20 protein-coding genes are annotated in these 19,679 nt (G+C 72.5%); 9 read left to right on the top strand and 11 right to left on the bottom strand.

The features are described from left to right. Positions 1-59: 59 nt before the first annotated feature. On the bottom strand, positions 60-1,139 hold the full coding sequence (locus ACZ4SF_RS26825) for an NADH:flavin oxidoreductase/NADH oxidase (RefSeq protein WP_468388889.1): 1,080 nt from the start codon (positions 1,137-1,139) through the stop codon (positions 60-62). 131 nt (positions 1,140-1,270) lie between these two features. On the opposite strand from ACZ4SF_RS26825, the gene ACZ4SF_RS26820 reads away from it, so the two are divergent. Continuing rightward, positions 1,271-1,627 carry an ArsR/SmtB family transcription factor gene (locus ACZ4SF_RS26820; protein ID WP_468388887.1) on the top strand — a complete coding sequence of 119 codons (357 nt, stop codon included), beginning with the start codon at positions 1,271-1,273 and terminating at the stop codon, positions 1,625-1,627. On the opposite strand, the gene ACZ4SF_RS26815 is transcribed toward ACZ4SF_RS26820, so the two are convergent. Further along, the gene (locus ACZ4SF_RS26815; RefSeq protein WP_468388885.1) at positions 1,544-2,956 is read right to left on the bottom strand and encodes a nucleobase:cation symporter-2 family protein; all 1,413 of its coding nucleotides are present in this window, start codon (positions 2,954-2,956) and stop codon (positions 1,544-1,546) included. The two genes, ACZ4SF_RS26820 and ACZ4SF_RS26815, sit on opposite strands and share 84 nt — an antisense overlap. Before the next feature lie 136 nt (positions 2,957-3,092). Continuing rightward, entirely contained in the window at positions 3,093-4,430 is a 1,338-nt protein-coding gene (locus ACZ4SF_RS26810; RefSeq protein WP_468388883.1) for an FAD-dependent oxidoreductase, read from the bottom strand. Between the two features lie 196 nt (positions 4,431-4,626). Between ACZ4SF_RS26810 and ACZ4SF_RS26805 the strand changes: the two genes are divergently transcribed. Further along, positions 4,627-5,142: a DUF6214 family protein gene (locus ACZ4SF_RS26805; RefSeq protein WP_468388881.1), complete on the top strand. Its 516-nt coding sequence runs from the start codon at positions 4,627-4,629 to the stop codon at positions 5,140-5,142. An 18-nt stretch (positions 5,143-5,160) separates the two neighbouring features. Here ACZ4SF_RS26805 and ACZ4SF_RS26800 read toward each other — a convergent pair whose 3' ends face one another. The 4 genes from ACZ4SF_RS26800 to ACZ4SF_RS26785 form a co-directional block, all read right to left on the bottom strand. Beyond that, positions 5,161-5,832, bottom strand: a complete 672-nt coding sequence (locus ACZ4SF_RS26800) for a TetR/AcrR family transcriptional regulator (RefSeq protein ID WP_468388879.1) — start codon at positions 5,830-5,832, stop codon at positions 5,161-5,163. A 299-nt stretch (positions 5,833-6,131) separates the two neighbouring features. Then, positions 6,132-6,776, bottom strand: coding sequence for a phosphatase PAP2 family protein (locus ACZ4SF_RS26795; protein WP_468388877.1), 645 nt, complete (start codon positions 6,774-6,776; stop codon positions 6,132-6,134). Positions 6,777-6,999: 223 nt separating this feature from the next. After that, positions 7,000-7,935, bottom strand: a complete 936-nt coding sequence (locus ACZ4SF_RS26790) for a M56 family metallopeptidase (protein WP_468388875.1) — start codon at positions 7,933-7,935, stop codon at positions 7,000-7,002. A gap of 90 nt (positions 7,936-8,025) precedes the next feature. Then, positions 8,026-8,580, bottom strand: a complete 555-nt coding sequence (locus ACZ4SF_RS26785) for a DUF5134 domain-containing protein (RefSeq protein WP_468389073.1) — start codon at positions 8,578-8,580, stop codon at positions 8,026-8,028. A 166-nt stretch (positions 8,581-8,746) separates the two neighbouring features. Here ACZ4SF_RS26785 and ACZ4SF_RS26780 point away from each other — a divergent pair, with 166 nt between their 5' ends. Next, positions 8,747-10,423 (top strand): FUSC family protein, encoded by a 1,677-nt coding sequence (locus tag ACZ4SF_RS26780; RefSeq protein ID WP_468388873.1) that lies wholly within the window; start codon positions 8,747-8,749, stop codon positions 10,421-10,423. Further along, positions 10,420-11,001 (top strand): MarR family winged helix-turn-helix transcriptional regulator, encoded by a 582-nt coding sequence (locus ACZ4SF_RS26775; protein WP_468388872.1) that lies wholly within the window; start codon positions 10,420-10,422, stop codon positions 10,999-11,001. The genes ACZ4SF_RS26780 and ACZ4SF_RS26775 overlap by 4 nt, the downstream gene beginning before the upstream one ends. A gap of 229 nt (positions 11,002-11,230) precedes the next feature. Here the strand turns inward: ACZ4SF_RS26775 and ACZ4SF_RS26770 are convergent, their stop codons facing one another. Next, positions 11,231-12,283 (bottom strand): aldo/keto reductase, encoded by a 1,053-nt coding sequence (locus ACZ4SF_RS26770; RefSeq protein WP_468388870.1) that lies wholly within the window; start codon positions 12,281-12,283, stop codon positions 11,231-11,233. A 72-nt stretch (positions 12,284-12,355) separates the two neighbouring features. Further along, on the bottom strand, positions 12,356-13,120 hold the full coding sequence (locus tag ACZ4SF_RS26765; RefSeq protein ID WP_468388868.1) for a VOC family protein: 765 nt from the start codon (positions 13,118-13,120) through the stop codon (positions 12,356-12,358). Positions 13,121-13,294: 174 nt separating this feature from the next. Here ACZ4SF_RS26765 and ACZ4SF_RS26760 point away from each other — a divergent pair, with 174 nt between their 5' ends. Continuing rightward, complete coding sequence (locus tag ACZ4SF_RS26760; RefSeq protein ID WP_468388866.1) at positions 13,295-14,203, top strand: N-acetyltransferase; 909 nt, start codon at positions 13,295-13,297, stop codon at positions 14,201-14,203. Between the two features lie 48 nt (positions 14,204-14,251). Here the strand turns inward: ACZ4SF_RS26760 and ACZ4SF_RS26755 are convergent, their stop codons facing one another. After that, positions 14,252-14,644 (bottom strand): VOC family protein, encoded by a 393-nt coding sequence (locus ACZ4SF_RS26755; RefSeq protein ID WP_468388864.1) that lies wholly within the window; start codon positions 14,642-14,644, stop codon positions 14,252-14,254. Between the two features lie 71 nt (positions 14,645-14,715). Here ACZ4SF_RS26755 and ACZ4SF_RS26750 point away from each other — a divergent pair, with 71 nt between their 5' ends. After that, positions 14,716-15,255 (top strand): GNAT family N-acetyltransferase, encoded by a 540-nt coding sequence (locus tag ACZ4SF_RS26750; protein ID WP_468388862.1) that lies wholly within the window; start codon positions 14,716-14,718, stop codon positions 15,253-15,255. 38 nt (positions 15,256-15,293) lie between these two features. Here ACZ4SF_RS26750 and ACZ4SF_RS26745 read toward each other — a convergent pair whose 3' ends face one another. Then, positions 15,294-15,977 (bottom strand): glycerophosphodiester phosphodiesterase, encoded by a 684-nt coding sequence (locus ACZ4SF_RS26745; protein WP_468388860.1) that lies wholly within the window; start codon positions 15,975-15,977, stop codon positions 15,294-15,296. A gap of 405 nt (positions 15,978-16,382) precedes the next feature. Between ACZ4SF_RS26745 and ACZ4SF_RS26740 the strand changes: the two genes are divergently transcribed. From ACZ4SF_RS26740 to ACZ4SF_RS26730, 3 genes are read left to right on the top strand one after another with little or no spacing between them, the layout of a single operon-like run. Then, positions 16,383-17,780, top strand: coding sequence for a DUF6421 family protein (locus ACZ4SF_RS26740; protein ID WP_468388858.1), 1,398 nt, complete (start codon positions 16,383-16,385; stop codon positions 17,778-17,780). A 38-nt stretch (positions 17,781-17,818) separates the two neighbouring features. Continuing rightward, complete coding sequence (locus ACZ4SF_RS26735) at positions 17,819-18,577, top strand: SDR family NAD(P)-dependent oxidoreductase (RefSeq protein ID WP_468388856.1); 759 nt, start codon at positions 17,819-17,821, stop codon at positions 18,575-18,577. Beyond that, on the top strand, positions 18,574-19,644 hold the full coding sequence (locus tag ACZ4SF_RS26730; RefSeq protein WP_468388854.1) for a threonine aldolase family protein: 1,071 nt from the start codon (positions 18,574-18,576) through the stop codon (positions 19,642-19,644). The genes ACZ4SF_RS26735 and ACZ4SF_RS26730 overlap by 4 nt, the downstream gene beginning before the upstream one ends. Positions 19,645-19,679 lie beyond the last annotated feature (35 nt).

Genomic DNA, 19,679 nt, shown 5'->3' with positions numbered 1-19,679 from the left:
GGCAGCGGCGGGCCGGGCTCGTACCCGGGGTGGTGCGCGGTCCGGCGGGTGGCCCCGGTTCAGACCGAACTGTGGTACGGGTCCGGCACTCGGACCTCGCCGCCCAGTTCGCGTGCGGCATGGCGGGCCCAGGAGGGGTTGCGTAGCAGCTCCCGGCCGAGCAGCACCACGTCGGCCTCACCGTTGGCCAGGATCTTCCGGGCCTGCTCGGCCCCGGTGATCAGGCCCACGGCGCCGACCCGCAGCGGGGTCTCGGCCTTCACCCGGGCGGCGAACGGGACCTGGTAGCCGGGCCCGGCCGGTATGGGGACGCGCGGGGCGTTGCCGCCGGTGGAGACGTCGAGCAGGTCGACGCCGTGGGCGTGCAGGTCGTGGGCGAAGCGGACGGTGTCGTCCGCGGTCCAGCCGGCCTCCTCCAGCCAGTCGGTGGCCGAGATCCGGAAGAACACCGGCTTGTCCGCGGGCCACACGTCCCGTACGGCGTCCACGACCTCCAGCGCGAACCGGGTGCGGTTCTCGTACGAGCCGCCGTAGGCGTCGGTGCGGTGGTTGGAGTGCGGGGAGAGGAACTCGTGGATGAGATAGCCGTGGGCGCCGTGGATCTCGGCGATCTCGAAGCCGGCGGCGAGCGCCCGGCGCGCGGCGGCGGCGAACTGCCCCACGATCTCTGCGATCTGTTCGGCGGTCAGCTCGGCCGGCACGGGGTGGTCCGCGTCGAACGGCACCGCGCTCGGGGCGTACGGCTGCCAGCCGTACGCCTCCGGCCCGAGGGGCGCGCCGCCCTTCCACGGCTGGTCGGTGGAGGCCTTGCGGCCGCCGTGGGCGAGCTGGACCGCCGGCACGGTCCCCTGGGCGACGAGGAAGCGGGTGATCCGGCGGAACGCCTCCACCTGGGCGTCGTTCCACAGGCCCAGGTCGTACGGGGAGATCCGGCCCTCCGGCGATACCGCGGTCGCCTCGGTCACGATGAGCCCGGTGCCGCCGGCGGCCCGCGCCGCGTAGTGCGCGAAGTGCCAGTCGTGCGGGGCACCGGCGAGCGGACCCTCCGGCTCGGCCGAGTACTGGCACATCGGGGCCATCCACACCCGGTTCGGGATGGTCACTTCGCGCAGGGTGATGGGCTCGAAGAGCTCACTCACGACGGACTCCGTTCGTCAGGGACCGCTGATGGACTTGTACGGTACCTCTCGTAGTACGAGGAGTGTCAAACTACGATGCCCCTCGTACAATGGAGGACGGCCGAGAGATTCCGTGACGAAAGGCAGCCGCCGTGACCGACACCGCCACCACCGGCCGCGCGCTGCCGCACCCGGAGCGGGAGGAGATCCGGCTGGAGCCCCTGCTGCATGCGCTCTCCGACCCGATGCGGCTGCAGATCGTGCGCGAACTCGCAGCCCAGGAAGGGGAGTTGAGCTGCTCGCAGTTCGAGCTGCCGGTGACCAAGTCCACCACCACGCACCACTTCCGGGTGCTGCGCGAGAGCGGGGTGATCCGGCAGGTCTACCGGGGCACGGCCAAGATGAACGGCCTGCGCCGGGACGATCTAGACGTCCTCTTCCCGGGGCTGCTCGACAGCCTGCTGACCGCCGCCGAGCGGCAGGCCGGCCGACTCGCCGGCGTCGGCTGAACCACCGTCGGCGGCGACCGGGCGGCGCTTGGCCGGACGGTGGTTGAAGAGCAGGTTCAGCGCGATGGCGGCCAGGCACCCCGCGCTGATGCCGCTGTTCATCACCGTCTGGAACCAGTCCGGGAACTTCGCGTACACGGTGGGCACCCCCACCGGCAGCATGCCGATCGCCACCGAAACAGCCACCACCGTCAGGTTGTGATTGCCCTGGAAGTCGACCCGGGCCAGCGTCCGCAGACCGCTCGCGGCCACCGTCCCGAACATCACCAGCCCGGCCCCGCCGAGCACCGGCGCCGGAATCGCCGCGACCACCGCACCCAGCTTGGGCAGCAGCCCGAGCACCACCAGCATCCCGCCGGCCGCGGCGACCACCCAGCGGCTGCGCACCCGGGTCATGCCGACCAGACCCACGTTCTGCGCGTACGCCGTGTACGGGAAGGTGTTGAACACCCCGCCCAGCACCGTCGACAGGCCGTCCGCGCGCAGCCCGTCGGCCAGCGGGCGCGGCTCGACCCTGCGCCCGGTCAGCTCGCCCACGGCGATCAGGTCACCGGTCGTCTCGGTCATCGTCACCAAGGCCACCACCAGCATCGACACGATCGCGGACGCCCGGAACTCCGGCGCACCGAAGTGGAACGGCGTGCTGATGCCCACCCAGCGGGCGTCCCGGACCCCGCCGAAGTCGGTGAACCCCAACGGTACGGCGACCGCCAGGCCGACCGCGATGCCGGCCAGTACGGCGATCCGGGAGAGGAACGCGGGCGTGAACCGCTGCACGGCCAGCACCACCGCCAGCACGAAGCCCGCCAGCGCCAGGTTCTCCGGCTCGCCGAAGTCCTTCGCGCCGGCGCCGCCCGCCGCCCAGTTGCCCGCGACCGGCAGCAGTGAGACCCCGATGATCAGGATCACCGTGCCGGTCACGAGGGGCGGAAAGTAGCGCAGCAGCCTGCCGAACACCGGCGCGAGCAACACGATCGCGAGCCCGGCGACGATCACCGAGCCGTAGATCGCGGGCAGTCCGCCGCCCGTCGTCCCGATGAGCACCATCGGGGACACGGCGGCGAACGTGCAGCCCTGCATGATCGGCAGCCGGACCCCGAACCGCCAGAATCCGATGCACTGGATCAGCGTGGCGACCCCGCACACCAGCAGATCGGCGGTGATCAGGTACGCCAGGTCGGCAGGTGACAGCTTCATCGCGCCGCCCACGATCAGTGGCACGGCGACGGCTCCCGCGTACATCGCGAGCACATGCTGCAGCCCGAAGGCGGCCAGTTGGCGTACGGGTGGAACCTCGTCGACCGGGTGCACGGCTGAGGTCGTGGCCATGGGGACTCCAGAGCGGCGGGCCGAGGGTGCGGCATCCGAACAGCACAAGACCGTAAGGGCATGGAACGATGTGTCGATTTCCCGTCTGTTGCCGGTGTGCGTCCTGCCCGCCCGGCCGCCGGCCACTCCCCGTGCTCTACGACACCCGAGCCGCACCGAGCAGGGTGTCCCAGTCGGCCAGCTTGACCACGCTCCGGCCCAGCCGCGCCCCGAGTTCGGCCTCGGCCCGCTCGATCGCCAGCCACCCGTCCCAGGGCACGGGTGCGATGCCGGCCGCCCGCAGGGCCGCGACCGGATCGGCCGGCAGGTCCGCGTCGCCGAGTGCGGTGGCGTCCGCCAGCAGCGAGGTCACCGTCTCCTTGGCGCAGGGCCGGTTGGTGCCGATGACACCCGTGGGGCCGCGCTTGATCCATCCGGCGACGTACTCGCCGGGGGAGGGCACACCGTCCCGCAGGACACGGCCCTCCTGGTGCGGGATGGTGCCGCTCGCCGGGTCGAAGGGCAGCCCCTCCAGGGGCACCCCGCGATAGCCCACCGAGCGCAGGACCAGCTGCGTGGGCACGTCCTCGTACCGCCCGGTGCCCGTCACACCGCCCTGACCGTCCGGCACCGTCCGTTCGAAGCGGACGGCCCCCACCCGGCCCCCGTCCTCCAGCAGCTCCACCGGCCGCAGGAAGAACCGCAGCCGGATCTGCCGGGTGGCCGTCGTGGCGGGCCGCGCCGCCCAGTCGCGCAGCACCTCCACGTTGCGGCGCTGCACGGCCGGCAGCGCGCCCGGATCGCCCGGGTCCAGCGCCAGCTCGGCCTCCTCCACGGTGACGTGCGTACCGGGCAGCCCGCCCAGCTCACGCAGCTCCTTGGTGGTGAAGCGGGCCTGTGCGGGTCCGCGCCGGCCCACCATGTGCACCTCACAGATCCCGCTCGCGGCCAGCGTGTCCAGTGCCGCCTGCGGAATGTCCGTCGGACGCAGCTCCGCCGCGCCCCGGACCAGCATGCGGGCGACGTCCACGGCGACGTTGCCCACCCCGATGACCACCGCCGACCGCACCCCGCGCAGGAAGCCCGCGTCGGGCGCGTCCGGGTGTGCGCTGTACCAGGAGACGAACTCGGTCGCCGACCAGCTGCCCGGCAAATCCTCGCCGGGAATGCCGAGCTTGCGGTCGGTGGCGGCGCCCACGCAGTACACCACCGCGTGGTAGAGCCCCCTCAGCCGTTCCACCGGCAGACCGCCGGGTCCGCCGCCCACCCGCACCCCGCCGAGGAACCGCACCCGCTCGTGCTCCAGCACGCCGCGCAGGCTGCCCTGCAGGGACTTGATCTTCTCGTGGTCGGGCGCGACGCCGTAGCGGACCAGGCCGTACGGGCACGGCAGCCGGTCCAGGACGTCCACGCAGACCTGGGGATCACGCTGTACCAGGCTCTGGGCGGTGTAACACCCGCTCGGCCCGGAACCCACGACGGCGACACGCAGCACGGCGGTACTCCTTGCCCCAAGGAGGGAGGTGTGCGGACGGCTCCAGCATGGCACCGCCGGGCCCGCTGGGGCAGGGGCCGGCGGGGTGACGCGGGCGCGTGTCCATCCAGATGGAGTGTGATCATGCGGTTACGTTGCGTGTGTGCTGGAAGCATCGTTTCTTAATCTTTCCGATCGGGGCGCGGAGGACGGCACGGTGTCCGTGCGGCCCGCGTGGAAGGTGCGGGACCAGGGGGGTGCCACCTCCTGGTTCCAGGTCAGGCTGGCCTTCCCCGACGGCGCCCGGGTCGACGCCTTGGCCGTGGTGAACGAGGAATGCGTGTCCATCGAGGACGTCAAGGCCCAGCCGGCCCTGTCCCTCGCCGATCTGACGGTGCTCGCCGACTGGATCGAGGGGCCCCTGTTCGAGGCGTGCGGTGCGACCGTGCAGGAGGACGGCCGAGCCGGGACGGAGAGCCGAGGCCCGACGGCTGGGCGCGGCCCCGGACCGGACGCCGGCTGCCAGGGCGCCCGGCGTGCCCGGCCGGCCTGGCCCCCTGGCATCGAGGGCCGCCGGCTCGTGGCGCAGGAGTACCGCACGGCACAGCAGGGCGGCACGGATCCGGTGCTCGCCGTGATGAGCGCGACCGGACACAGCCGCCGGCGCGCCCTCCAGCTGATCGCCCAGGCGCGGGACGCCGGCTACCTGACACCCCGTCACGCGCGCCGCTGAGCGGGCGGAGCACCCCGGTCAGAGGGTGCTGCCGGGGCGTTCCTCCGTGGCGAAGAACCGGGACAGATCCTGCTCCCGCGGCCCCGCGTCCGAGGCGCTCTCCGGTGGCACGCCCAGCTCCCAGTCGAGTCCGTACCGCTCGAACAGCTCGGCCCGCAGCACCGGAACGGGCATGGGAACGCCCGGCACCAGTACCGCGTACACCGCGCCCATCAGCAGAGCCCGCAGCATCGGATAGTCGGCCGAGACGTTCTGCGAGCCGTACCGGGCGACGGTGTCGCCGAGCAGCTCCGACAGCCGGCGCTGTTCCGGGCACTGCACGAAGCCCTCGGCCTGGAGCAGTCCCGCCATGTGCTGGCGCATCAGCACCGGCTGGGCCCGGGCGAGCCCCAGCACCGCGTCGATGGCCCGGGCCAGCCGCTCCCGGCCGTCCTCGGTGCACGGCTCCCGCTCCAGGGCCTCCTCCAGTGTGCGGTGCATCAGCCGGTGCACGGCCGACTGCACCAACTGGCGCTTGCCGGGGAAGTAGTACGACACCAGCCCGCGAGCCGAACCGGCCCGGTCCGCGATGTCGCCCAGCGTCGTGGCCTCGAACCCGCGCTGACCGACCAGCTCGACGGCCGCCTGCAGCAGCCGTTCCCGGGAACGCCGCCGCAATTCTTCATTGACCGAGGCGCTGCGCGGGGACATCCTGTAACTCCTGCGTTGACTGGCTGTCAGCCAACTATACTCAGCGCACCGGGCGTTCCCCTGTCCAGGGGCTGCCCGCAACGGCCGTCCGTCTGGGGCGACACGGGGGATCGTCTCAGACGGACGGTGCGGGGGAAACACCCCGGCGGCTCGCTCGGTTCATACGCGGCCCTGATGAGTTCGGGCTCGGGCAGGACGTGGCCGGTCCCGGTCGGTACCGCACGCAGCCATGGCTCGGCGGACTCGATGCGGAACAGCGTCCCGGAGAAGCCGAAGAGCACGGCAGCCATGCCGGGGCTCTACCCGCGATGGTCCGCCGGTGGCTCCGCCCGGCCGCGCAGCGGCCACTCGTGGGCCATCACCGCCAGAGCCACCACCAGCGCGCCGAACAGCCAGCCGCCCAGCACGTCCGAGGGCCAGTGGACGCCCAGCCACACCCGGGTCACGCCCACCCCGACCACCGAGACCAGCGCCGCCGCCACGGCCGTACGCCACACGGCACGGCCCGGGCCGCAGCGGTGCAACAGCCAGAGCAGCAGGCCGCACACCACGGTGGCGGTCATCGCGTGCCCGGACGGGAAGGCCGCGTAGTGGGCGGAGTCGACGGGGTCCGGCCAGACCGGGCGGGGGCGGCCGACGGCGGCCTTCACCGACTGCTGCACGACCGCGGTCACCGCGCAGGCGGCCCCCAGCCACAGGGCCGACCACCAGGCCGCGCGGCGCCAGACCAGCCACACCGCGGCCACCGCGCACACCAGGCGCATGGTGAGCGGGTCCCACACCCAGTCGGTCAGGATCCTGAAGACGTCCGTGACCTCGCGGTCGTGGACCGCCCAGCGGTGGGTCGTGCGGGAGATGTCGCCGTCCATGCCCAGCAGCGGATGCCAGCGAACCGCGACCAGGATCAGCAACACCACGGAACCGAGCCCGAGTGCGGCGGCCACGAGGGCGACCGTGCGGAGCGTCGGCCGGCGGGGGGACGGTGAGGAGGGAGGGGGTGAAGAGGGTGGAAGGGGCGGAGAAGGAGGGGGCGGAGAGGCGGGAGGGGGTGGCGACGAGGGCGGGCGCGGGGGTTCAGGGGGCCGATGGTGCATGCCGCGATCTTTGTCGATGCGGCCGACGTGGCCAAGCCCGGCGTGGCGGGTGGTCCGGGGTGCCCTGACCGTGTCAGCTCAGTGCCCGCAGCCCGGGCACCAGCGCCACCAGCACCGGGATCACCGGAACCAGCGCGGCGGTGGCCGTCAGCCGTAGGCGATGCCGTGCCGGGAGCCGGTCCGGGGCGGTCAGCAGGCGGTGCACGCGCTGCGGTACGTGCGCCTGCGGGGCCGGACCCGGGCCGAACACGCCCCGCTCCTCGTTGAGTTCGACGAGGGCGAGGGCCGTCGTCAGCCGGCCGAAACGGCGGGAGGCCGTGTCGTCGGCGGCCAGTTCGACCAGCCGGTGCATCTCGTCGCGGAACGCGGCGAACACCGGGACCTGAGGGAAGCCGCTCGCGAGCGCGGCCGAGCAGTGCAGCAGCCAGTCGTGCCGTGCCTGTGCATGCCCCTGCTCGTGGGCGAGGAGCGCCTCCAGCTGACGCCCTTTCAGGCGGCGCAGCGCAGCCGTGGTGATGACCAGCTGCGGTGCCGTACCGGACAGCCACCAGGCGTCGGGGCGCCCGCCCTCCAGTACCACGAGGCGGCCGCTCACCCGCTCCTCGCCGGGCAACAGCGGTGCCCGCACGAGGAGTCCGGCCCGTCGCGTGCGCCGCCGCACCCGGGCGCGTACGACCTCGCGCACCAGCATCGCCAGGGTCCACAGCCCGCCGGAGGCGAGCAGTACGGCGGTGGGCGCCGCCCAGGGACCGGCGGTGCCGAGGGCGTACGCGTCCACGACCGTGCGCGGGGCCGTGGCGAACACATGCCCGCGTACCGCCTGCCAGGCCGCCGCCGCGCTGAGCGTCATCGACAAGGCGCAGCACAGCAGGACGGCGGCCACGACGCACTGCCACACCCAGAGGGCGACGACCGGTTCACGGTCCGGCCAGTCCGCCCGGGCGAGCAGCCGCGGGGCGACGACGGCGGTCAGGGCGCCGAGCAGCAGCAGGGCCACGGGGACCATCATGGTCAGCACCCTATGAGTGCAGGGCCGCTCAGCGGTACGTTCCGCCGCACCGAAGTGACGCAATCGACGTGTACGTTCCGGAACCGGGGCTCACATCGCCAGGAGCATCGCCACCATGCCGATCCCCATCGCCAGCCGGCACGCCCGGGACACCTCGGGGCGGTCACCCCAGCGGGCCGGTACGGACCCGGCGGCCGTGGCGGCGGCCGGCACCAGTCGGACGCCGGAGAGCAGCACATAACCGGCGAAGTACAGCAGGAGCGCGCCGGTCACCGGCGGTACGCCGTTGCCGCCGTGCGCATGGTGGGCCTCGGCGGGCGGGGACACGGCCATCGCCACGGCCATGTACACCATCGTGGAGCTGCCCACCAGGTGGTGCAGGTGGTGCGGGCCGCCCCGCGCGGTCCACAGCGTGCGCAGTGCTCCCGCGGCGAACACGGCCGCGTAGAGGGGCCAGGCCCATCGCGGTGGCGTGAACACCGCCGCCGGCACGGCCATCACGGCCATGCCGAAGCCCATCAGTGCCTCGCCGCCCGCGGCCCGGCGCTGCTCCTCGACGGCGCTGCGCATCCGCAGCAGGCAATAGGCCCCGGTCGCCGTACACAGCGCGACCAGCAGCCAGGCTGCCGACGCCGGTCCGTGCACGCGCACCTCCCCGTTCGACAGTCGGTCCAGGGATGCGATGCCCAGGGCGGACGGGGCGTACGCGAGCGCAAGGGTGTACACGGGGAGCATGCGGGGGAGTGTGGTCCGTCGGTGCACCCCCCCAGCAGGTTCATTTTACTAGTAAAACACATGTTAAATTGATGGTATGAGCAGTGCGATCGCCCACCGTCTTCCCCTCGCCGGAGTGCTCCGCCTCGGGCGGCCCTCCGACATCTGGTTCAAGCCTGCGCTCAGCGCGGTCGCCGCGGTCGCCCCGCCCAACCTGACGCTGCTGTCGCTCGGCCGCCTCGACCTCGCCATGTACACGATGGCCGGATCGCTGTGCGCGCTGTACGGCCACAACCGGCCCTACCCCGCCCGGGCCCGCGCCCTCGCCCGGGTGGTGCTCGGCATGGTCGGCGGCCTCGCCGTCGCCCTGTTCGCCGCGTCGCTCACCACGGACGCCGTCGTCCTGGTCACCGTCGGCGCCGCCCTCGCGGCCCTGCAGAAGACCGCGTGCGACGCCACCCGCATCGGGCCGCCCGGCAGTGTGGTCCTCACCTTCATCAGCTCCGCCTCGCTCTTCGCCCCGCAGTCCCTCGGCCAGGTTCCCGGACACGTCGGGCTTGCCCTGGCCGCTGGGGCCTGGGCCTGGCTGGTCGGCATGGCGCCCGGTCTGCTCCGCCCGCACGGCCCCGAGCGCCGTGCCACCGCCCAGGCCCTGAACGCCGCCGCCGCGTACGCCGACACCCGCGGCACCGCCGACGGCCATGCCCGGGCGCGGGCCGCGAGCGCCGCCGCCGTCCACGCCGCCCGGCAGTCGCTGCTCGCCGCCGGGGCCCGCCCCGACCGGACCCGGCGCGCCCTCGAACAACTCCTCGTCCGCGCCGAAGCCGCCCTCGCCGCACCCGCCGGCACCGACCCCGCCCGGCTGCGCGCCTGGGCCCGCGAGCTGCGCGGCACGGGCCCGGTCCCGCGCGTCGAGCAGCCGCGCGACCGTGCCGGCGCACTCGTCGGTGCGGCAGCCGAACGCGCCGTACCGCGCCGGCCGCTCCGGCACCGCCTCGCCCCCTTCGCCCCGCTCGCCGCACGCACCGCGATCGGCTGTGCCCTCGCCGGATACGCCTCCCTCGCTCTCGGCGTCGGCCGTCCGTACTGGGCGCTGGTCACCGCGGCCTCCCTCTACCAGGCCAACGTCACCCTCACCTGGAGCCGGGGCGTCCAGCGCGTCGTCGGCAACCTCGTCGGAGTCCTCGTCTTCGCCGCGGTCGCCCCGCTCGCCGGCCTGCACCCTGCGGCCCTGGTGCTGTGCTGCCTCGCCTTCAACTTCGGCGCCGAGGCCCTGATCGGCCGCAACTACTGGCTCGGCAGCGTGTGCGTCACCCCGATGGCCCTGCTCATCACCGAGTTCGCACATACCCAGGACCCGGGCGAGCTGATCACCGAACGGGTCGCGGACACCCTCGTCGGTGCGGTGGTCGGCTTCGTCGCCGCCGTCGCCGTCACCAACCGGCGTGCGGGCGACCGCCTGGAACACGTGCTGAGCGCGGCGGAACGCGCCCGTGAGAACGCCGCCCGCCTGCTCGCCGGGCCGCACCCGGCGCCGCGCGCCCTGGAGTCCGCCCGCCGTACCCTGGCCGCCGCCCTGGTCGACCTGCGCGCCACGGCCGACGCCGCGTCCGGCGAGTGGTGGCAGCGCGCGCTGCCCGAGGAGCGGGTCGTGCTCACCGAACAGTCCGGACACCGTACGCTCGCGGCGACGGTACGGCGTCAGGGGCTCGTACCGCAGGACCGGGTCCAGGACCCGGACCCGGACAGGACGACGGAGGACATACGGCCATGACGGGGACGAACGGCGGACCGACGCCCGGAAGCGACGCGACCGGTACCCGGCCGGGGGCCGGTACCGACCCTGCGCGGAGCGACACCGTCGCCGCCGTCGTCCGCCAGTGGCGGGCCGTCCACCCGGAGCTGGACACCGGTCCCATGGAGATCATCGGCCGGATCAACCGCTGCGCCGCCCTGCTCCAGCAGACCGAGGACGCTCCGCTGCGCCGGGCCGGCCTCAGCCGCCCCGAGTTCGATCTGCTCGGCGCGCTGCGCCGCACCGGCCACGAACTGACGCCGGGGGAGCTGGCCCGCGAGACGTTCTCCTCCGGGGCCGCCGTCACCAAGCGGCTCAAGCAGCTGACCGAGCGCGGCCTGGTCGAACGCCGGGGTGACACCCGTGACCGCCGCGTGGCCCACCTCCGCCTCACCGACGCCGGCCGTGACCTCGTCGACGGCATCCTCCCCGAGCAACTCGCCTACGAGACTTCTGTGCTGTCCGTCCTGCCCGCCGACGGCCAGAGCGAACTCGCCGGCCTGCTCTCCGAGTTGCTCAGCCGCCTGGAAGCCCAGCCACACGCACTGCGGGCGTAGACCCCCGGCCGACCGAAGATCCACGCCCGCGGCCCTGCCGATCCCCGGACGCCTGAAGCGCCCCCGCGGGCCTGCCGGCTCGCCGGCGGCTGAAGCACCACCCGCCCCCGTGTGCCCGGACGGGCTGGAGTGCGCCCGCGGCCCTGCCGATCCCCGGGCGGGTGGAGTGCCGCGGATCAGCGATCCACGGCCGCCCGGGCGTCCCGTGGGCCCGGGGAGCCGCGGTCGGCTAGAGCACGTCGTGCGCCGTGCGGCGGTAGGTGGAGCGGCGGTCCTCGATGTCCGGCCAGCGGTCGCCGTAGACGTTGCGGGTGACGGCCGGCTCCCGCAGGAAGTCGTGCGGGAAGCCCAGCGGGATCGCGCTCACCTCGTCCAGCCGCGCCACCGCGTCCGCGTCCAGCCGGACGCCGGTGCTCGCCAGGTTGTCGGTCAGCTGCTCCGGTTTCGTCGCGGCGACGATCGGTACGACGTTCCCCGGCCGGCCCAGCAGCCAGGCAAGGGCCACCTGCGCCGGACTCCAGCCGCCCTGCCCGGCGATGTCCAGAACCGCGCTGATGACGTCCTCCTTCCAGGCCTCCGGCTTCTTCCCGGCCGCGTCCAGCCGGCCCGGCTCCCCGCGCCGGTACTTCCCGGTGAGCAGGCCCGCCGCCAGCGGCGCCCAGGCGAACACCGTGAGGTCGAACGCCCGTGCTTGCGGCAGGAGTTCGCGTTCCGGGGTGCGCTCCAGCAGGCTGTAGCGCAGCTGCGAGCCCGCGAAGCACGTCCAGCCGCGCAGCTCGGCCAGGGTGTTGCCCTGGGCGATCTCCCACGCCGGCCAGTCCGACACCCCCAGGTACAGCACCTTGCCGCTGCGCACGACGTCGTCCAGGCCACGCATCACCTCCTCCACCGGGGTGAAGTTGTCGCGGGCGTGCACCCACAGCACGTCGAGCCGGTCCGTGCGCAGCCGCCGCAGGCTGTCCTCGACCGACTGCACGAGGTTCTTGCGGTGATTTCCCGCGGAGTTGGGGTCACCGTCGCGGGTGCCGCAGGTGTACTTGCTCGCCAGCACGAACCGGTCACGGCGCCCGTCGAGCAGCTCGCCGAGGATGCGTTCCGAGTTGCCCGAGGCGTAGTTGTTCGCGGTGTCGACGAAGTTGCCGCCCGCGTCGGCATAGGCGCCGACGATCCGGGCGCTGGTGTCCTTGTCGGAGCCCCATCCCGAGTCGTCGCCGATGGTCATCGTGCCGAGCGCCAGCTCACTGACGCGCAGACCGGTCCGTCCGAACAGCGTGTACCGCACGTGTGCTTCCCTTCCGAGCAGATGGTGCGTACGACGCTAGGAGCTGGAGTGCCCTCCAGGGCAAGCCGCCGCTCAGCCCTCCTCGCCCGCGCGGTGCACCCCGAACGCCGCCCCCTGCGGATCCCGCAGCACCGCGATGCGCGGTCCGCCCGGCACCGACGCGGGGGCCACGACGACCGTGCCGCCCGCCCCTGCCGCGACCTGCGCCGCCTCGTCCACGTCCTCGACCGCGAAGTACGGCATCCAGTGCGGCGGCACCTCGGGCGGGAACCGGTCACCCATGTCGGCCATGCCGCCGAAGTCCGCGCCGTCGATGCCCCACTGCGTGTACCACTGCGAGGCGTTGACGCTCCAGCCGAACACCGTGGTGTAGAAGTCCCGGGCGCGGTCGGTGTCCCGGGTCGCCAGCTCCACCCAGCCCAGCGTGCCGGGCGCGTTGAACAGAGCGGCGCCCGGGAAGGACCGCGCCTGCCACAGCTGGAACGCGGCGCCCGCCGGGTCGCGAGCCACCGCGAACCGGCCCACGTCGAAGACGTCCATCGGGCCGAGGATCACCGAACCGCCGGCCTCCTCCACCCGCCGTGCCGCCGTGTCCGCGTCCGCCACCGCGAAGGAGACGTTCCACGCCACCGGCTGGGACTCCTGGTACAGCGGGCTCAGCGCGGCGACCGCCGCGTCCCCGAGGTGCGCCACCGTGTAGCCACCCGCCTCCTGGCGCGGGTCGGTCTCCGGCCGCCAGCCGAACAGCTCGGCGTAGAACCGCTTCGCCCCCTCCAGGTCGCTCGTCCCCAGCTCGGTCCAGCAGGGACCGCCGGTCACCGGCTTGTCGAACTTCATGGCGGTTCCTTCCTGCCGGGGCGCAGCGGATCCCCCTCTGGCACGCTAACCGCCGCTGCGGGCCGCAGCCATCCGGGAAACCGGTGGCCCACCGGTCCGGGTGCGGCGTACGCTCGGCGCCGTACCGCATCGCACGGCGGCCCTCCCGAACCCGTCCGAGACCGGAGGTCACCCGTGCCCGAGGTACGCCCCTTCCGACGCGACGACCGCGATCAGCTGACCGACCTGGTGAACGCCCATGTGGCGGCGGTCGTGCCCGGCGTCTGCGTGTCCGTCAACACCGTGCTGAGCGCCCTCGAACGGCAGCCCGGCGAGTTCGTCACCGATCCTTGGGTGGACGAGCGGGTCACGTTCGTCGCCGAGGACCGCGGGCACGTCGTCGCGGCGGCACATCTGCTGCGCTACCGAGCCGGAGACGAGGTCGGCCCCGACCACCGGAACGCCGGCGAGATCGACTGGTTCCTGTGGCACCCGCCCGCCTCCTTCCGGCCCGCCACCGAGCAGGCAGCCGACCTCCTGATGAGCGCCTGCCTGGCCCGGCTCGCCCGCTGGAACGTCCGCGTCCGGCGCGCCTCCGGCGACCTGCCCGCCCCCGCCGTGTACGGCCTGCCCCGCACCTGGCCCCACGTCCGTGCCGTCTACGCCCGCGCCGGCTTCCGGCACACCGGGCACACGGAGGTGATCCTCCTCGCCCGACTCGCCGACCTGCCGCGGGCCGAGCCGCGCCCCGGAGTCCGGGTCGACCGGTCGGTGGGGGAGTGCGGCACCCGCTTCACCGCCGTCACGGACACGGGTGCCGTCGCCTTCGTCGAGGTCGGCACCTCCCTGGCCCGCCCCGAGCGCCACGCTCGCGGCGCGGGCCTCGCCGACGTGGGCAATCTGTACGTCGGGCCGGAGAGGCGCGGCGAAGGCTGGGAGCACCTGCTGCTGGGCCACGCCGCCGACTGGCTCGACCTGTGCGGGGCGGACCGGGTGCTGGCCTACGAAGACGCCGAGGACGCGACGGCCATCGCACGACTGCGCACCGCGGGCTTCCGTGAACTGACCCGCACCGACCGGGGCTGGGAACACCGGCCGGACTGACGGTGTGCCGGGCGGCCGATGCGGCGCCGCCCGGACCGTCGAAGAGGGTCAGATGCCCGGCCGGTACCGCAGCGGATGGTCCGCCGGAACCTCCACCAGGACGATCCGGATGCCGTCCGGGTCGTTGATCCACATCTCCACCAGGCCCCAGGGTTCCCGCACCGGCGGACGGACGATGTCCACGCCCTTCGCCCGCAGCTCCTCGTGCGCGGCCGTCACGTCCGCCACCTGGAGCCACAGCCGCACGGCGGGCGAGGGCGGAACCTCGGACCTGCCGGAGACCTCCAGAAAGCCACCGCCCAGGAAGTACACCGTCCCCCGCTCGGGCCCCGTACCGAACTCCCGGTACACGGCCAGGCCCAGTTGCCCGCCGTAGAAGACACGGGACCGCTCGGGATCGGTGGGCTGCAGAAGTGTCCGGCTGCTGAGTACCTGCACCATGCATGTGGAGCGTAGTGGCAGAGTTACGCTCATCCCTGGCTCAGCCACGCCCGAGATCGGAGACCGCGCCCATGGACACCCCCGCCATCGGACTCACCTTCCGCGACGCCACCGACGCCGACGTCGAACCCCTGGTCGCGCTGATCCAGTCGGCGTACCGCGGAGACTCCAGCCGGGCCGGGTGGACCACCGAGGCCGACATCCTGGGCGGACAGCGGACCGACCCCGAAGGCGTGCTGGAGGTCGTCAAGTCGCCCGACAGCCGGCTGCTGACCGTCGAGCAGGACGGCCGGATCGTCGCCTGCTGCCAGCTCGAACACCGTGGGTCCCACGCCTACTTCGGCATGTTCGCGGTCGGCCCGACCCTGCAGGGCGCAGGCCTCGGCAAGATCGTCATGGCGGAGGCGGAGCGCCAGGCCCGTGAAGACTGGGGCGTCACCGAGATGCACATGACGGTGATCTCGGTCCGCACCGACCTCATCGCCTGGTACGAGCGCCGCGGCTACCGCCGTACGGGAAAGATGACGCCGTTCCCGTACGGCGATGAGCGCTTCGGCATCCCGCAGCGCGACGACCTCCAGTTCGAGCTGCTGGTCAAGAAGCTCGCCTGATCGTTTCGGCGTGCTCCCTGCACCTGTCGGCGCGAGCGCTACGCCGTGAAGCGCCCGGTGCGCTTGATCTCCGGGTAGTCGGTCGTCGCGCCGTCCAGCTCCAGGGCCCGGACCAGCCGCAGCTGGTCCGGGGTGTTCACCACCCAGCCGATGATCCGCAGGCCGGCCGCGCGGGCGCGCTCGACGATCTCCAGGGTGAGCCGGCGGATGTTGAGGCAGACGGTCGGGGCGCCCACGGCGACGGCGCGGTCGACCACCTCGGTGCCGTACCGGCTCGCGATCAGTGCGGTGCGCACACCGGGCACCAGGCGCGCGATCTCCGCCACCGCCTCGTCGTGGAACGAGGACACCTCCACCCGCCCGGTCAGATCGCGCGCGTGCATCACCTCGGCCAGCGCCCGCGCCGCCGCCACATCCTTGATCTCGGCCTGCAGCGGCGTGCGCACCGCCTCCAGGACCTCCTCGAACACCGGCACCCGCTCCCCGCGTCCCGCGTCCAGGGCGCGCAGCTCGGCGAGGGTCTTCTCGGCGATCGGGCCGGAGCCGTCGGTCGTGCGGTCCACGTCCGTGTCGTGCATGACGACCAGGGCGCCGTCCTTGCTCAGATGCAGATCGAGTTCGATCAGGTCGAGGCCGGCCTGCTGCGCGGCGACGAAGGAACGGAGGGTGTTCTCGGGCTCGACGCCCATGACCCCGCGGTGACCGATGGTAAGGAAGTTCAAGGTTCAACTCGCTTCCGTCGACGGCGGCTCGGCGACGCGCGGACCGGTGGCCCCCGTTCCGGACCCCGGCGTCCGCGCGGCAGGGTCGCAGCCTAACGGCCGGAACGCGCGATGAACCCGCATGTGCGCGGGGTGCGAGGGCTCGAGCCAGGCGGCGACTGGCCGGTATCCGCCCCGGCCGTCACCCTGTCGTGGGCGAGTCCCTGTGAGCCTTGACCCACCGGGTCGCAGACGTGCCGCGCTCACCTCGCCCTCGGCGGAAGTGAGCGTCGTCACGGTTTACCGCCGGAAAAATGTCGGTGACCAAGGCATCGGACAGAATAATTTCCCGACCTGGCTCTTGCTGAGAGAAACCGGGTATGCATACGGTGTCCATACGCGAGGTTCTCCCGTGAAGGATGGGACATGATGGAAATTCTTGAGCAGGCCGGTGCGGAGGAGCAGCTTTCTTCGCTGACCAGGGTGGTCGAGCACCCGTCCTGGCCCGTTCTCAAGGAGACGGTGGAGCAGATCCGGCCATGGCAGTCGAAGGACGGATCGATCGACTTCGCCGCCGAGGGCGCCCCGCAGCAGACCGAAGCCGTGGCGGCGGTCGAGCGTGTCGCCGACGCGGTCGAGCAGCTCTCCTCCCTGGTCCCGCATGACGCCGCCTACCACCAGGCCCTCGTGAAGGACCTGCGCCGCTGGGCCGAGGGTGGCTTCCGGGTGCCGGACTTCCTGGACTCCCTGCTGGCCTTCCAGCCCGCCGCGAACCGCGCGGACGGCCTGCAGCACCTGGTCGTCTTCCCGATGTACACGCAGAACGGCAACCTGGACCGCAACCTCGAGGCGGTCGTGCTGCGCATGGTCTGGCCGGACTGGCTGGCCGAGCTGGAGCGCACCCGCTACGACAACCCGCTGTTCTGCGGCATCACCTTCGAGGACTTCACCTCGGGCTACGACACGAACTCGGCCGTGCTCTTCCCGGAGACCATCGCCGTCCGTGAAGCGCCGGAACGTTTCTCCTGGGGTGGCATCTTCTGCGACCGCGAGGCCGCCCGCTTCCGCCGGGTCACCGACGCCGCCGTGGACATCCTGGGCCTCCAGCTGCCCGAGGACATCGCCGCGATGGTCCACGACCAGAAGCGCTGCGAAGAGGCCTTCGTGCTCTGGGACATGGTCCACGACCGCACCCACAGCCACGGCGACCTGCCGTTCGACCCGTTCATGATCAAGCAGCGCCAGCCGTTCTGGATGTACGGCCTGGAGGAGCTGCGCTGTGACCTCACCGCCTTCAAGGAGGCCGTGAAGCTCCAGGCGGACGGCGTCCCGCAGGCCCGTGACGTGCAGTACGCGGTGCTCTTCGACCGCATGTTCCGCTTCCCGGTCACCGGCGACCGCAACCGCAACTACGACGGCCTCGGCGGCCAGCTGCTCTTCGCCTACCTGCACAAGCACGACGTCGTCCGCTGGACCGACAACAAGCTCTCCATCGACTGGGAGCGCGCCCCGCAGGTCACCAACCAGCTGTGCGCCGACATCGAGAAGCTCTACAAGGACGGCATCGACCGCCCCAAGCTGGTGCACTGGTTCGCCGGTTACGAGCTGGTCTCCACCTACCTCGCCCCGCACCCCGGCTCGAAGTGGGCCAAGGGTCCCGACGCCCTGGACCTGACCCAGCCCCCGCGCAAGCTCGTGGACGACGTGCTTCCGGACGAGTTTCCGCTGAGCATGTTCTATGAGGCCCTGTCCAAGAAGCTGAAGAATGTGATCGCCTCGACCAAGGGCATCACGGCGGACAGCGCCGAGCGGCTCGCCGCGTGAGCGGCCGTCCGAAGCACACTGCTCAAAAGGGGAAGAACATGGTGGGGAACGGGTCTCTCAGTGGTGCGGTGATCGCGGTGGCCGGCGCGGGCGGACCCGCCGGACACGCGACGCTGGTGCGGCTCGCGGAGGCGGGCGCGGTGGTCGTCGGCGCCGACAACAACCCGGAGCGCCTGGCGGAGGCCGTCGACGCGGCCCGCTACGCCCGCGGCGGCGCCACGGTCACCGGCGAGACGGTCGACCTGCTCGACCTGCAGTCCACCCGCGACTGGGCCGCGCGCATCGAGAAGGACCACGGCCGCGTTGACGGCCTGGTCCACCTGGTCGGCGGCTGGCGCGGCAGCGCGACGTTCACCGAGACCGACCTGGCCGACTGGGAGCTGCTGGAGAAGCTGCTCGTCCGCACGGTCCAGCACACGTCTCTCGCCTTCTTCGACGCCCTGCAGCGCAGCGACCGCGGCCGGTACGTCCTCACCAGCGCCGCCGGCGCGCAGAAGCCGACGGCCGGCAATGCGGCGTACTCCGCGGCCAAGGCCGCCGCCGAGGCGTGGACGCTCGCCATGGCCGACGGCTTCCGCAAGGCGGGGATCGCCGAGGGCGCGGAGGGCCCGCGCTCGGCGGCTGCCATCCTGGTGGTGAAGGCGCTGGTGCACGACGCGATGCGCGCCGAACGCCCCAACGCGAAGTTCGCGGGCTTCACGGACGTCAAGGACCTGGCCGAGGCCATCGAGGGCGTCTGGAGCAAGTCCGCCGCCGAAGTGAACGGAATCCGTCTGTGGCTGACCGAGAAGCCGTGAATCCTCCCAAGACCGACGCGCGTCGCCATCACGACCCGGAGATCCGCGGTTTCGCCAGTGACAACTACGCCGGGGCGCACCCGGAGGTGATGGCCGCCCTGGCGCTGGCCAACGGCGGCCATCAGGTGGCGTACGGCGAGGACGACTACACCGAGAACCTCCAGAGGATCATCCGCGGTCACTTCGGTGCCACCGCGGAGGCCTTCCCGGTCTTCAACGGCACCGGCGCGAACGTGGTCGCTCTCCAGGCGGTCACCGACCGCTGGGGCGCGGTGATCTGCGCGGAGAGCGCGCACATCAACGTGGACGAGGGAGGCGCGCCCGAGCGCATGGGCGGCCTGAAGCTGCTCACCGTCCCCACGCCCGACGGCAAGCTCACGCCCGAGCTGATCGACCGGCAGGCCTGGGGCTGGGAGGACGAGCACCGCGCGATGCCGCAGGTGGTGTCGATCACCCAGAGCACCGAGCTGGGCACGCTCTACACGCCCGACGAGATCCGCGCGATCTGCGAGCACGCCCACGCGCACGGCATGAAGGTGCACCTGGACGGCTCCCGGATAGCCAACGCGGCCGCCTCCCTGAACGTGCCGATGCGGACGTTCACCAACGCGGTCGGCGTCGACATCCTCTCCCTGGGCGGGACGAAGAACGGCGCGATGTTCGGCGAGGCCGTGGTCGTCATCAACCAGGACGCGGTGCGCAAGATGAAGCACCTGCGGAAGATGTCGATGCAGCTGGCGTCCAAGATGCGCTTCGTCTCCGTGCAGCTGGAGGCGCTGCTCGCCAAGGACCTGTGGCTGCGCAACGCCCGTCACGGCAACGAGATGGCCCAGCGGCTCGCCGAGGGTGTCCGTTCGGTGCACGGCGTGGAGATCCTCTACCCGGTGCAGGCCAACGGTGTCTTTGCCAAGCTCCCGCACGACGTGAGTGTGCGCCTGCAGAAGCGGTTCCGCTTCTACTTCTGGGACGAGGCCGCCGGGGTGGTGCGCTGGATGTGCTCCTTCGACACCTCCGAGGAGGACGTCGACGCGTTCCTTGCGGCGCTCAAGGAGGAGATGGCCCACTAGCCTTCCCGTGTGCATAGATATGCGGCCATCCGAAA

Source organism: Streptomyces sp. NPDC027663, assembly GCF_055566415.1.
Note: the sequence above shows the minus strand (reverse complement) of the source record. Positions and strands in the feature narration are given on the sequence as shown.

Bases quoted from the DNA above. Each gene is read 5' to 3' on its own strand.
- ACZ4SF_RS26740 (WP_468388858.1), top strand. From the start codon at position 16,383: ATGATGGAAATTCTTGAGCAGGCCGGTGCGGAGGAGCAGCTTTCTTCG.
- ACZ4SF_RS26765 (WP_468388868.1), bottom strand. From the start codon at position 13,120: ATGAAGTTCGACAAGCCGGTGACCGGCGGTCCCTGCTGGACCGAGCTG.
- ACZ4SF_RS26775 (WP_468388872.1), top strand. From the start codon at position 10,420: ATGACGGGGACGAACGGCGGACCGACGCCCGGAAGCGACGCGACCGGT.
- ACZ4SF_RS26755 (WP_468388864.1), bottom strand. From the start codon at position 14,644: ATGGTGCAGGTACTCAGCAGCCGGACACTTCTGCAGCCCACCGATCCC.
- ACZ4SF_RS26800 (WP_468388879.1), bottom strand. From the start codon at position 5,832: ATGTCCCCGCGCAGCGCCTCGGTCAATGAAGAATTGCGGCGGCGTTCC.
- ACZ4SF_RS26780 (WP_468388873.1), top strand. From the start codon at position 8,747: ATGAGCAGTGCGATCGCCCACCGTCTTCCCCTCGCCGGAGTGCTCCGC.
- ACZ4SF_RS26750 (WP_468388862.1), top strand. From the start codon at position 14,716: ATGGACACCCCCGCCATCGGACTCACCTTCCGCGACGCCACCGACGCC.
- ACZ4SF_RS26815 (WP_468388885.1), bottom strand. From the start codon at position 2,956: ATGGCCACGACCTCAGCCGTGCACCCGGTCGACGAGGTTCCACCCGTA.
- ACZ4SF_RS26735 (WP_468388856.1), top strand. From the start codon at position 17,819: ATGGTGGGGAACGGGTCTCTCAGTGGTGCGGTGATCGCGGTGGCCGGC.
- ACZ4SF_RS26790 (WP_468388875.1), bottom strand. From the start codon at position 7,935: ATGATGGTCCCCGTGGCCCTGCTGCTGCTCGGCGCCCTGACCGCCGTC.